Source organism: Nostoc sp. UIC 10890 (genome assembly GCF_054786515.1).
In genome coordinates, this window is record NZ_JBSGKF010000001.1 from 2,560,811 (window position 1) to 2,574,234 (window position 13,424).

The following is a 13,424-nucleotide window of genomic DNA, read 5'->3' on the forward strand; positions in this document are numbered from 1 at the left end:
AAAGACGGATCTATCTTCATCAGGAATGCTGAGTGCAATTAATTTTACTTTTTACTCAGCACTCGGAACTGGCTTAACCCTAGCTATCCACTAACAGAACTTAGCACTGTTCAGTTACCACAAAGCTCGAATTGGTTCGTTGCCTTGATTAACATCGCTTGATGGCGTGTCTGTTCCGGAAGTATCTGTATTGCCATCTGTTGTACTGTCAGCAGGTGATGTTGAGTCATCAGAAGGATTCTGAGCAACGCTACTCCTGTTGTCAGGTCTTGGGGCTACAATAGTGCGTCTATTTTCGTTTGTTTCAGTTCCTTCAGTTGCAGTTTCCTCATTCTTGCTGCCAGCACTGCTATTAACATTGATATTAGCTGGCAGGACTTGTGATTTCTTGTCGCTGGGAGCGTTAGCGCTTTGTACGCCCATAGGAAAGTTGATGCCCAGTAATGTACCAAGCAGAATGGCTAAACCTCCAGCCATTAAAATTAAGGGTGTCCATCTACCCATCTTGTCTTAACTCCTTTTTAACCTTTTGGTGTCCACACTATTCGAGAACCTTGTCCCCAAAATCCATCAAACTTTGTCACTTTCACATCGCCCAAAACCTGAGTTTGACAGGCTAAACGCAAGTCTGTTGTAGGAGAATGGGGAGGAAGCGAACGCCGTGCTCGATCACGCCAATTCGCTGCTGATACTTTGCCCTCTACCTTAACCGTACAGGTACCGCAACTGCCAATGCCCCGACAGTTTATTACCTTAGCACCGTCATTGTAGAGTTCAATACTATTTTGCAGCAAAATTTTTCGGAGATTGCTTCCCTGTTCGCAATCAATTGTTTTACCTTCAGCTAGTACTTTAGGCATTTTTAAATTGCCAAACTGGCTTTTTGTTGTATATTGACACATTGCCTCGAAAGTTGTCTCGTCGGTCCCAGTTTTATGACCACAAATTCCTCACCTCAACTTTGGCTCTATGACACTACACTACGGGATGGCACTCAGCGCGAGGGGCTATCGGTATCGATAGAAGATAAGTTACGCATTGCCCGTAGACTTGATCAACTGGGAATTCCCTTTATTGAAGGCGGTTGGCCTGGTGCCAATCCCAAGGATGTACAATTTTTCTGGCAACTTCAAGAAGATCCGCTCAAACAGGCTGAAATTGTTGCTTTTTGTTCGACTCGACGCCCCAACTCTACTGCCGCCACCGAACCGATGCTACAGGATATTTTGGCTGCGGGAACTCGCTGGGTAACGATTTTTGGCAAGTCTTGGGATTTACATGTCACAACAGGCCTCAAGACGACATTAGAAGAAAATTTGGCGATGATTTGCGACACCATTGAGTACCTCCGTTCTCAAGGGCGTCGTATTATCTACGATGCCGAACATTGGTTTGATGGCTACAAGCACAATCGAGATTATGCTTTACAGACATTAGAGGCTGCGATCGCATCTGGTGCGGAATGGCTAGTCCTCTGTGATACCAATGGTGGCACTTTACCACACGAAATTAGCCAAATTGTTCAAGATGTTATTAGTCATTTGTCATTGGTCATTAGTCAACAACTAATGACAAAGGACAAAGAACAAAGGACAATTCCTCAAATTGGAATTCATACTCATAACGATTCGGAAATGGCGGTTGCTAACGCAATAGCTGCCGTTATGGCAGGGGCAAAGATGGTACAGGGCACAATTAATGGTTACGGTGAACGTTGCGGTAATGCTAACCTTTGTTCGTTAATTCCCAATTTACAACTGAAGGCGGGTTACAGTTGTATCACAGAAGACCAGCTCACACAACTTACAGAAGCTAGTCGTTTTGTGAGTGAGGTCGTCAACCTCGCACCAGATGAACATGCTCCCTTTGTGGGACGTTCGGCTTTTGCCCACAAGGGCGGTATTCATGTATCAGCCGTGGAACGTAATCCCCTGACTTACGAACACATTCAACCGGAACAAGTCGGGAATCGTCGCCGCATTGTGATTTCTGAACAGTCTGGACTCAGCAATGTTTTAGCCAAAGCCCGCAGTTTTGGCATTGAACTGGATCAGCAAAAGGCAGAGGCCAGAGAAATTCTCCAGCGCCTCAAAGATTTGGAGAGTGAAGGATTTCAATTTGAAGCAGCCGAGGCTAGTTTTGTGCTGTTGATGCACGAAGCTTTGGGAGACCGCCAGAAGTTTTTTGAAGTCAAAGGTTTTCAAGTCCACTGTGACTTAATTGAGGGGAAAGAAACTAGCAATGCCCTAGCTACAGTCAAAGTCGCTGTTGAAGGGAAAAATATTTTGGAGGCAGCGGAAGGTAACGGCCCGGTGGCAGCTTTGGATGCAGCTTTACGCAAGGCTTTGGTGAACTTTTATCCCCAAATTGCCACCTTTGATTTGACAGATTACAAAGTACGGATTCTCAACGGACATACGGGCACTGCGGCGAAAACTCGTGTGTTGGTAGAATCGGGCAATGGTCGTCAACGCTGGACGACGGTAGGCGTTTCTACCAATATTTTGGCGGCTTCCTATCAAGCTGTGGTGGAGGGCTTGGAATACGGTTTGTTATTACACTCCCAAGCGGAAGCGGCGGTGAAAGCTTCTAGTTGACAAAAGGGACATGTAGTGTAGTAAAAGTTTGCGTTTTTGGATGAGAAGGGGAAGCGATCGCACATTGGCGATCGCTTTCTGCAATTATTTATCAACAATTGGGTAATCATCAACGAGATAATTTAACCACCTAGTACCGCAAGGCGGAATTAAAAATTAAAAATTAAAAATTAAAAATGAATACAGCATAAGGGTTTCGTTGATTTGGAATGATTGGTTTATTTCCGCCGCGTTGTACTAGCCACTATTTACAACTGCTTTGAGGTTAATCTTTTACATTAGCTGGTATCTTATTTATCTGCAAGTCTCTAATGCTAGTTTTCATCAACCTCAAGATATTGCTAGATTAGTTGCCTAAGAACTTCATAACTTTATACTAAAGTTTTTACCCGCATATAATCCGGCTTACAACATTATTAAATTAGTCTGATTTTTGTGTAAAGAATACATTGCTTATCGTCTATTCCAATTAGTAGGTGAGTTGAAATATTGACTAGATAAACTATTAAATCAGGGTGAGTTGACCACACCCAATATTAGGCATTTTAAAGGTATGCATCATCCTTTACTATTGATTATCGTTAAAGTCACTATTTTTTCTCTGATGTTAGCCATAGGGAGCAATCTTTCTGTTGAAAAGATGCTTTCCTTCTGGCGAAAACCTGCCTTAGTATTCCGTGCGCTTCTAGCCGTTATTGTGCTAGTTCCTCTAGTGGTTATTTTCTTGCTGAAACTGTTTAACTTACCATCAGAAGTGATGATAGGGTTGGCTTTGTTGGCAGCTTCACCAGGTGCGCCTCTAAGCACAAAGCGAACGCAAAGGGCTGGAGGCAGCGTATCCTACGCAGCGAGTCTTCAGATAACCTTAGCAATACTTGCGGTTTTTGTTACTCCCCTCACCTTGGCAATTTTCGCCACTTTATTTAAAAATATTTCCCAAAAGGTGGCAATTTCAGAAGTTGCCCAGCAAGTCGTTCTGGTACAGTTATTGCCTGTCAGTCTCGGTCTTTTGATTCAAAAGTTCGCTCCTACATTTGCCGAAAAGATTGCCCAACATTTAACTTTTATTGCTAATGGTGTCTTTTCAATACTGGTCGTTTTAGCTTGCATCTTAGGGCTTCCGCTGTTTTTCCAAGTTGGGGAATTACCACTCATTGCGATCGCGATTATGGTGATTGCTTCTTTAGGAATTGGACACGCTTTAGGCAGACTTGATGATGATACGCGGTCTATCTTGGCGATTTTCTGTATTGCTCGCAATTTTGGTTTAGCTTTATTTATCGCTATTTTGAATCATATACAGCAGCAGGTGATTCCGACGCTGGTAGCTTATGTAATTTTGGGAGCTTTTGTAGGTGTTCCTTACTCAATCTGGAATAAGCGCAGATTAGCCGGATTGAGTAGGGAAATTAACTCGTTATAGTCAGCCACCTGTCAACCTAGATAAGGAGTTTAGGTTTATGTCTCTGCGTGAATACAAACCCGGAAATACTTTCCCTGGTGTCATAGGACGGACAGTTGATAAATCCAGTCCTGCTTGGCCAGAACCTTTGCGAGCCAAAGAAGGCACACCAAACGTGCTATTTATCGTCTTCGATGATACGGGCTTTGGGCAATTTGGGAGTTACGGAAGTCCGATCAAAACACCCAACCTAGACACATTAGCCGCCAATGGCTTGCGCTACAACAATTTACACACGACAGCGTTGTGTTCACCCACCCGTTCTTGTCTGCTGACTGGCCGCAATCACCATTCCAACGCCATGTCCTGCATTACAGAAGCTTCTACGGGTTATCCCGGTGGTAATGGGAATATTCCCTTTGAAAATGGGTTTCTCTCGGAGATATTACTACAGAAGGGTTATAACACCTATGCGATCGGGAAATGGCATTTAACACCCTCAGACCAGCTTTCTGCCGCTGGCCCCTATGATCGCTGGCCTCTCGGTCGCGGTTTTGAACGTTTTTATGGTTTTCTAGGAGGAGAAACCCACCAGTATTATCCTGAATTGGTTTATGATAACCACACCGTTAAGCCAGAAAAGACCCCCGTAGAAGGCTACCATTTAACCGAAGACTTAGCAGATAAAGCAATTAGCTTCATCGCTGATGCCAAGCAGGTTGCCCCCGATAAGCCCTTCTTCATGTATTTCTGTCCTGGGGCAATGCACGCCCCTCATCATGTGCCCAAAGAATGGGCTGATGCCTACGCCGGACAGTTTGATGATGGTTGGGAAGCTTACAGGGAAAAGGTTTTTGCCCGTCAGCAGGAAATGGGGATTGTCCCGGCCGATGCCGAACTCTCCCGCCATGATCCCGATGTCTCTCACTGGGATACTCTCTCAGCAGCAGAAAAACGGCTTTATGCCCGTATGATGGAAGTCTTTGCTGGCTTTTTAACCCATACTGACTACCACATTGGTCGCTTACTCGACTTCCTCAAATCTATCGGGGAGTTCGACAATACTGTAATTATGGTCATCTCGGACAATGGGGCAAGTTCGGAAGGTGGGCCCACTGGTTCGGTTAATGAGAACCTGTTTTTTAACAATGTGCCAGAATCTCTAGAGGAAAATCTCAAGGCACTCGACAAGCTAGGCAGCCCAGAAACCTTCAACCATTACGCGTGGGGCTGGACTTGGGCAGGTAATACGCCTTTTCGTCGTTGGAAACGGGAAACCTATCGGGGTGGAATCAGCGATCCCTTAATTGTCCATTGGACTAAAGGCATTGAGGCAAAAGGCGAAATCCGTACTCAGTATGCCCATGCCATTGACCTAGTACCGACGGTGCTTGACCTACTAGAAATTGAACCACCCACAACTATCAAGGGTGTGACTCAATCCCCCCTTGAAGGTGTAAGCTTCGCCCATACTTTTAATCATACTGACGCACCCACTAAGCATCTTACCCAGTATTTCGAGATGATGGGACATCGCTCTCTTTACTATGATGGCTGGCGGGCGGTTTGTCCTTGGCCTGGGCCATCATTTAAAGAAGCAGGGCAGTTTTTTGGTGCGCCAATCTCAGCCCAAACCCTTACAGACTTGGATACCCATCATTGGGAACTGTATCATGTCGCTAAGGATTTTGCGGAAAATCACGACGTTGCTGCTGACAACCGCTCTAAGCTAATTGAGATGATTGCTACTTGGTATGTAGAGGCGGGTAAATATAATGTGTTACCTGTGGATGGACGCGGCACGCAACGATTGGCAGAAGAACGTCCTCAGATTGCTGTCAATCGTGCCCGCTATATTTACTATCCCGACACTCAGGCGATTCCAGCCAATAGTGCCGTTAGAGTGCTAAATCGTCCCCATAGTATTACCGTTGATGTCGAAATTCCCATCGGTGGCGCAGAAGGAGTATTACTTGCTCACGGAGGTAATGATAGTGGCTACTCTTTCTATGTCAAAGATGGCAAACTGCACTGGGTTCATAACTATGTAGCGCGATCGCTCTATCATGTCGAGTCTGTAGAGTCAGTCCCGGAGGGTCGCCATCAGTTGCGCTTTGAGTTTAAAGTGACGGGTCAGCCGGATTTAGCGAAGGGGAAAGGAGCGCCGGGTCGCGCCCAACTTTATATCGATGGGAAATTAGTCGGACAAGCTGATATCCCTGTAACTACTCCTTTAGCACTAGGTCTGACTAGTGGCGTGACCTGTGGGATAGCCCCTGGTGCGCCTGTAACACCCGATTATGAACCACCTTTCAAGTTTACGGGCAAGATTTATCGTGCGATCGTGGATGTTAGTGGAGATTTGATTCAAGATACAGAAGCCGAGATGCGTACCATTATGGCACGACAGTAGTAGGTGGGTGCCATAACAGTACGGTTCGGTTAAAGGGAAAGGGGAAAGGTTTTAAATACAGCTACCCCTTACCCTTTAAGCTTTTCCCAGACCACAAGGAAAGTGAAGAGTGCTTATCCGAACCGTATTGGATGCCGTCGCTGTCTTATTGGCATTTAGATACCATCTGTGCACTGCTGTTGTCCGAGAATGGCTCAAAAAATCCCTTTTGGCAAATCAATTCTTTACTTTAGGGGACGAGTAAAATTAAGTCGCCCCATTACTAGGGCGACTTAATTTTACTCAATGCCAAAAAAAGTACAAATATTTACATAAAAAATGCAGATTTTGTTAATAGCAATCAACTGCAAAAACTGAACTTCATTTTTTTGCGTTGTTCCCTTCTATATCGCGCCAATTAGCAACCCATCTCTTAACTCCAACAGGCTCTCCACCTCCTGTAGAAATATCTCCACCAAAATAAACCCCGTATGGCATTTTTACAGAGGATCGTTTGCTATCACAACTTTCACGAGGAAGATTATAGATATTAATTCCCATGCTTATTGATGGATCTGTTTCGCTTATATCTTCTTTTTGGGCACTATTGGTAGAATACATTGTGATGTTCATGACTACAAATCTTCGCTTTTGATTACAAATTGAATATACTTAAATGACTTCATCCTTTGGAAGTCTCTTTAGAAAATCAGAAACTTCTACTTTGAGTTGGTTAATCTCTACGAGATAGCTATATCTAGAAGATTCCAAAGATGTCATTTCACTTACTATTCTATCAGATTCTAAGGCCTTCTCTCTTGCTTTGTCTATATTGTTAGTAATATAATATGCTACTGCTAAATTGAAGAAGGTTTCGGGTCTTTTATCTTCTAGCTCAATTGCTTTCTCATAGTTTTTTATGGATTCTTCATAATCCTGTTTGGCAACTGTATTATCCTCAGTCACTCCTGTGCTTTTAAATTGCCCCCATTGAAAATAAACTTCAGCTAGATTTGCGTAGATTATGTAATCTTTAGCTCCTTGCTCAATTGCTTTTTTGTAGTAATAAATAGCTTTGTCGTATTTCCCTTCAAATATCTTGAGATACCCATAGTGAATATAAGTGATAGTAAGCTCTGGAGACAGTTCAATTGCTCTATCAAAATCACGACTAGCTTGCTTGGCATATTCCGAGGAATAATTTAACTTTTGCACTTTCGCTTCCTTACTCAATTCTACATAAGCAAACCCCCGTCGCGCATAGTGTAGTGCGGGATTTTCATCGCTAAGAGCAATAGCTTGACTAATTTTTTCAACTGCCTTTTGATAATGCCCTGTGTTAAGCAAGACTAATCCCCAAGTTGCCCATAATGCAGCAGGACGATAGCCTAATAAATACGCCCGTTCCAGGTCAAAAGCTGCTTCTATAAAATTCTTTTCTGATGTTCCTAGAGTGTTTCTAATTGTTCCTCGATTGTAGTAAGCAGTAGCAAGGCTATCATTATGCTGTAAAGCTATTTCCAGATTTTCCAACGCTGTAATGAAGTTACCTTGTTCCATGTAAGCTACTGCACGATTATTAAATGCGTCTGCATTATAAGGCACTATTCTGATAGCAAATGTGTTGTCAGAAATAGCTTTTTCATAATAATTTTGAGCGTTGGTATAATGAAATATGATTTCATTTTGCAATTTTGTGATTTCATTGGTTGCATTTACAGGTATATCTTCATTTGGCTTTTGTTTTAACAGATCCTCTTTCTCTTTCTCCTTCTGTTTTCTCAGAGCATCTTTCAAGTTTCCCTGATCTCTTTCTTGATTTCCCAGAGCAATGTATATCAAACTCCGTCCGATATAAGCCCCAACTTGAAGGTCAATTTTTAAAGAGCGTTCATAAGCCTCTAGAGCATTCTCTAATTTATTGAGCAAATAATATCGTATTCCCAATTGCACCCATCCCTCAGCGGTTGAACGAGTCGGGCGGCTGAATTGCAATTGAGCATAAATTCTACTAACTTGATTTTCAATTACCTCTCTTTGCTGCGGAGTTAAGCTTTCTCCATAACTACCTCTGGTAAAATCAACAACTTCGCCACCGAAATCTATAGAGCGTATTATTTCCTTTGCCCCTCGCTTTGCTTGCTCACGTGTAATATTTTCAAGATTCTTGTAATACTCCTCTATCCGCACATAATTAGGATAATTTGAGTAATCACAAAGACGCTCTAATTCTGTTAAATTAAATCCTAATGCAACTAAAAGTTTGCTGTAATCCTCTTGAAACGAAATTTTATTCGGTGTTGTTTGAACGTGAGAACTAATTTCATTTAAAATATCTAATAGCTTGTATTTCTCATTTTTTCGATTTTGTTTAGTTTCATTAGGAATCTCTTGACTATAATTATTTCTATCTTCTCGTTTTACTTCAGCTTCGTATACTTTTAATTTTATTTGGTTGAGTAGAGTATATAACTCGTGATATGTTGTAATTTGAAACGCAATAAATTGTTCAGTTCTTGTTCCTGCTTTCATATGTAAGATGGCTTGATCAATCCAATTTATTACTTGCATAGTATCAAATTGGGTAGTTAAAAGCAGTTTGGAAATATCAGCAGTCGCTAAACTTTGAGCATCATCAATTCCCAATTCTTCTAATCGCGCTTGATGCCATTCATTGATACCTAAAATTTTCCTTAAAGGAAGCTCATTATATTGATAAAGTGTTGGATCTCGAAAAGCGCGTTTACCAACAAGAACAATCCAGCGTAAACCTTGTTCTGGGAAAAATCCAATCAGAAAAGCTAATATCTGCCACGGAAGAAGTTTTTCTGCATAATCATTTTTCCGATTGATATTTGATTTATCTTTATCAGGTATCTGTTGTTCAGAAGATGGATTTGGTTGTTGTACGATGCTACTGTCAGATACCTTCGCAGTGCTTGAAATAGGAGATAATGATTCCTGGGGCATTTCTGATATCAGATATCCTTGTTCAATTAATAACCCTATTCCAAATGCTATTGCTCCAGAAACTAGAATACGTAGGACGATAGTGGCATAAACTTGAGGTTGTAGGTCAAATGTATTGTAACGACGTATTACAAGCCGAATTCCAAATAAATAAGCTCCTAAGAAAGAATAAAAAATTATTCCTAATTGAGTACTAGTAAGCAAATTTTTAATTGGATTATCTGGTTCTATTTTACTGATATAATAAACTGTAAGAACAAGTGTTGATATTGAAGTAAGTAGAAGTATAAAACTTCCAAATTGAATTGGATCGTAAACTGTTTTATATAGCTGATCAAAATTATTATATTCATCTTCAGTAACCAAGCCTAATAGCTTTAAATCATTTTTAATACGTTCAGCTTGAGTTCGTTCTCTTCTATAAAAAAGGTAAGCAAAATATGAAGCAGGAAATATTCCTACTGTTGCTATAATCACAACTAGAAAACTTATATAAAACCCACTATTATTAATATCTAAAATACTCTTATTGGTCAGAGAAAAAATTATTGCGAGGCTCAAGCCAATAGCGTAAAGTGTTGTCAAAAAAACAACTCCGCTATTGTATGCAAAAGTAATAGAGAAAAGTGATAGCTTTTGCATCTTTTTAAAAAAACTGTATATCTTTTTAGGTCGGGAGTTATTTCGTCGAAACTGTGAGTCTGGCATAAATATTATATAGGAATCCGATTTTATTCCTGAACTTACTTGTGTAGGGAGGGAACTCTGAACAGCCAAGAAGGAAATAGATATGTACTAAGTTTTTTTCAAAATAAAATAGGATTTATATGTTAGATTGCAATATATGAGTACGTATTATTTAATACCAGCTATTGCGTAATAGTATATTGAATTTTTTTAAACATTAATATATTACACAAGATGAATTGATAAGATTTCGGAAAAGAGCTTCCCGAATTTCGTCGATGATTAGGCATGGGTTTTTAGACCACAAAAAAGCGTCAAGTATGGTAATTATTTATTATTAAGTAAAAAATAAAGCTTACCTTAATAAGCATTTTCCGAAGCTTATCTAAGTAAAATATAGCGGTTCTCGCTTGGGTGAGGTACAAAAACCCCACCCCAATCCCCTCCCCGCAGGCAATGAGAGGACTATTAGCTCATGTGATTAGGAAACGCTATAAGCTGAAATGGTTTAGCTAAAATTCTTTTTCAAGCAATCGAACTCAATTTAAAAAGGTAAAAGTAATTACTTTTACCTTTCGCCTTTTTCCTGATTAGTGCCCGGTGCTGATATGGTTAATTTAGTGGCTGCTGTGCCATAAATGCAAAAATAGCAAACTTATTGCCAATTCTGTGCTGGCAATTATTGTTATTTTATACCTAAAATGCATCGCCAATATTGCTAATATTCCAATATTTAGGTGCAGACCTAGAAATCTAATGCTGCGACAAAAACTTTATCATAATACAAGGTTTTAGGAGAAATTTTCCCAGGATTGAGCAACTAATTGGCTCAACCAGCGACGTTGTTGCTGATCCAGCAGTGAATCATCTGCTAGCAACTGAGCGGTTAATTCTTCCAAAGATTGACCTTGAGCGCGGACAATTTTAATAACTCCAGCGATCGCACTAGCAACTAGTTCTTCATCAATCGGCTGTTGTCGTAGGTTAATAATTTCTTGGGGACTGTCTGGAATGGGATAATTCATGGCGTGGGTTTACAGAAATACAAAATGAACAATAAATTTGACAAACTCTTAAAATTTCTTCACTGAATCTTTACGAAGCTAGTTAGGGCGGAGTGTACCTTACTTTGTGCCTTAATAAAATCTGTCTTAGTGAGTAGATTGATCGGAGATGTCAGGAAAAGATGAGAGAAATCCTTTATTTAGAAATTCCAACTCCGGATATAGGAACTGTGCGTAACTGGTTACAAACAGATTTTGAACCCGGCAATGGAGAAAAAGTGCTTACCTCGGAAGGCTTTCGCCTCAAAATACCCAGTGCTACTACAACTGCTGAAGTGGCTCTTTCCGAAAACTTGCCTGCGGAACTTTCGGTATTTGTCTGGTCGGTGCAACGAACTACTTATCTAAAAGTGTTTCGTTGGGCAGAACAACCCTTTCCCTGTGAGGGAGAAATTCTGCAACGCCTGACTAAAGAAATCAGAAGCCGTTTTCCACATGATTACCCAGAACCGCCAGCAATTGATTTATCCCAGCAATCGATTTTCGCAGCATTAGGCTCTGCTTACCCCCTCACCGTCAAGTATTTTCAGAAAATGCCCAACGGTGAATATGATTTAACCCGTGCCTACTGGTGGGAACAACGATGGCGCGAAGGGGTACGGAATCCGCAGCAACCCCGGCAAGTTGTGTTTTCGCAGGGGAGCAGGGGAGCAGGGGAGCAGGGGAGCAGAGGGGAAATAACTAATGCTCCATTCCCAATGCCCAATGCCCAATGCCCAATGCCCCAATACGACATCATCTACATCGGTGGCGCACTAGGCGTAATCCATGCAGCACTGATGGCAAAACTAGGATATAAAGTCCTGCTGGTGGAACGAATGCCCTTTGGGCGAATGAACCGAGAATGGAATATTTCCCGCGATGAGATTCAAAGCTTGGTTAACCTGGGTTTAGTCACCCCCGCTGAGTTAGAAACCATCATTGCCAGGGAATACAAAGACGGCTTCAATAAGTTTTTTGATGCTAATAATCCAGCCAAACTGCGATCGCCCATCCTCCACACACCCACAGTCCTAAATTTAGGTTTAGATTCCGAAAAATGGCTCCAAATGTGTGGGCAAAAACTGCAAGCGGCAGGCGGTGAAATTTGGGATGAAACAGAGTTTATCCGTGCAGATATTGATATATCACAAGTAGTTTTGCAAGTCAAGCACTTGCCCAGTCAGATTGAGAAGCAAGTAAGTGGACGACTGCTAATAGATGCAATGGGAACTGCGTCTCCCATCGCTTGGCAATTAAATGGTGGTCGTGCCTTTGATAGTGTCTGTCCGACAGTGGGAGCGGTAATTGAGAGCGGATTTGAGCCGGGAGTATGGGATTCCCAATATGGGGACGTTCTTTACAGTCATGGGGATATTTCGCGGGGAAGGCAGTTGATTTGGGAATTGTTTCCCGCAGCAGATGATGAACTGACGATTTATTTATTTCATTACCACGAAGTCAATGCTGAAAATCCCGGTTCCTTGCTAGAGATGTACGAAGACTTTTTCACAATTTTGCCAGAGTATCGCAGGTGCGATATGGACAAATTAGTGTGGAAGAAGCCGACATTTGGCTATATACCGGGGCATTTTAGTCTGGGAAGTCGCGATCGCACAGTTGCCTTTGATCGATTGATTGCGATCGGTGATGCTGCATCACTCCAGTCTCCCCTCGTTTTCACCGGTTTTGGTTCCCTAGTTCGCAACTTAGAGCGCTTAACAACGCTGTTGGATACTGCCCTCAAACATGACTTGTTGAGTTTCCGCCACTTGAACCAAATACGCGCTTACCAAAGCAACGTTTCCGTGACTTGGCTATTTTCCAAAGGGATGATGGTTCCCACAGGAAAATTTTTACCACCCCAGCGGATTAACTCTATGCTCAACACCTTTTTTGGGCTGTTAGCAGACGAACCGCCAGAGGTGGCAGATAACTTCATCAAAGATCGGTGTGATTGGTTAACCTTTAACCGCCTCGCACTGAAAGCAGCTAGGAAAAATCCTGCCTTGCTTTTATGGATTTGGGAACTTGCTGGCCCCAGGGATTTGCTCAGATGGCTTGGTAGTTATTTCAACTTTGGTCGTCATGCCCTAATCAGCGCTTTCCTGAGTCCTTGGTTTGGACGCTTCTTGAACCGGGTAGGTTTTTGGCTAGAACCCCGGAATCCGGGCTTGTGGCTGTGGCTATTGGCAATTAACTATGCGATCGCCACAGGCAAACCGCGATCGCGCTCTCAGGTAGTAAAATCCAACCCAGAAGCCATAACTCCGAAGTCAGAAGTAAGAATTAGTCATTAGTCATTAGTCATTGGTCATTAATCACTAATCACT

Annotated in this window: 9 protein-coding genes and 1 pseudogene; 5 read left to right on the top strand and 5 right to left on the bottom strand. The window is 42.0% G+C overall.

Annotated elements, in window-relative coordinates; genetic code table 11:
- Window positions 1–114: 114 nt before the first annotated feature.
- Window positions 115–504, bottom strand: a complete 390-nt coding sequence (locus ACWATR_RS10055; RefSeq protein ID WP_460331895.1) for a hypothetical protein — start codon at window positions 502–504, stop codon at window positions 115–117.
- 17 nt (window positions 505–521) lie between these two features.
- On the bottom strand, window positions 522–860 hold the full coding sequence (locus tag ACWATR_RS10060; RefSeq protein WP_181931696.1) for a 2Fe-2S iron-sulfur cluster-binding protein: 339 nt from the start codon (window positions 858–860) through the stop codon (window positions 522–524).
- Between the two features lie 75 nt (window positions 861–935).
- Here ACWATR_RS10060 and cimA point away from each other — a divergent pair, with 75 nt between their 5' ends.
- From cimA to ACWATR_RS10080, 4 genes and pseudogenes are all read left to right on the top strand, one after another.
- Window positions 936–2,597 carry a citramalate synthase gene (gene cimA, locus ACWATR_RS10065; RefSeq protein ID WP_460331897.1) on the top strand — a complete coding sequence of 554 codons (1,662 nt, stop codon included), beginning with the start codon at window positions 936–938 and terminating at the stop codon, window positions 2,595–2,597.
- A gap of 292 nt (window positions 2,598–2,889) precedes the next feature.
- Window positions 2,890–3,087 (top strand): annotated as a pseudogene (locus tag ACWATR_RS10070) (transposase); the annotation flags it as partial.
- Window positions 3,088–3,150: 63 nt separating this feature from the next.
- On the top strand, window positions 3,151–4,020 hold the full coding sequence (locus ACWATR_RS10075) for a bile acid:sodium symporter family protein (RefSeq protein WP_460331899.1): 870 nt from the start codon (window positions 3,151–3,153) through the stop codon (window positions 4,018–4,020).
- A gap of 37 nt (window positions 4,021–4,057) precedes the next feature.
- A complete protein-coding gene (locus ACWATR_RS10080; protein ID WP_460331901.1) occupies window positions 4,058–6,412 on the top strand; it encodes an arylsulfatase in 2,355 nt (784 codons plus the stop codon).
- A gap of 360 nt (window positions 6,413–6,772) precedes the next feature.
- Here ACWATR_RS10080 and ACWATR_RS10085 read toward each other — a convergent pair whose 3' ends face one another.
- The 3 genes from ACWATR_RS10085 to ACWATR_RS10095 all read right to left on the bottom strand — a co-directional run bounded on the left by ACWATR_RS10085 (window position 6,773) and on the right by ACWATR_RS10095 (window position 11,073).
- Window positions 6,773–7,024, bottom strand: a complete 252-nt coding sequence (locus ACWATR_RS10085; RefSeq protein WP_460331903.1) for a hypothetical protein — start codon at window positions 7,022–7,024, stop codon at window positions 6,773–6,775.
- Window positions 7,025–7,063: 39 nt separating this feature from the next.
- Window positions 7,064–10,003, bottom strand: a complete 2,940-nt coding sequence (locus ACWATR_RS10090) for a tetratricopeptide repeat protein (protein ID WP_460331905.1) — start codon at window positions 10,001–10,003, stop codon at window positions 7,064–7,066.
- An 836-nt stretch (window positions 10,004–10,839) separates the two neighbouring features.
- On the bottom strand, window positions 10,840–11,073 hold the full coding sequence (locus tag ACWATR_RS10095; protein ID WP_460331907.1) for a hypothetical protein: 234 nt from the start codon (window positions 11,071–11,073) through the stop codon (window positions 10,840–10,842).
- Between the two features lie 161 nt (window positions 11,074–11,234).
- Here ACWATR_RS10095 and ACWATR_RS10100 point away from each other — a divergent pair, with 161 nt between their 5' ends.
- Window positions 11,235–13,391, top strand: coding sequence for an NAD(P)/FAD-dependent oxidoreductase (locus tag ACWATR_RS10100; protein WP_460331909.1), 2,157 nt, complete (start codon window positions 11,235–11,237; stop codon window positions 13,389–13,391).
- Window positions 13,392–13,424 lie beyond the last annotated feature (33 nt).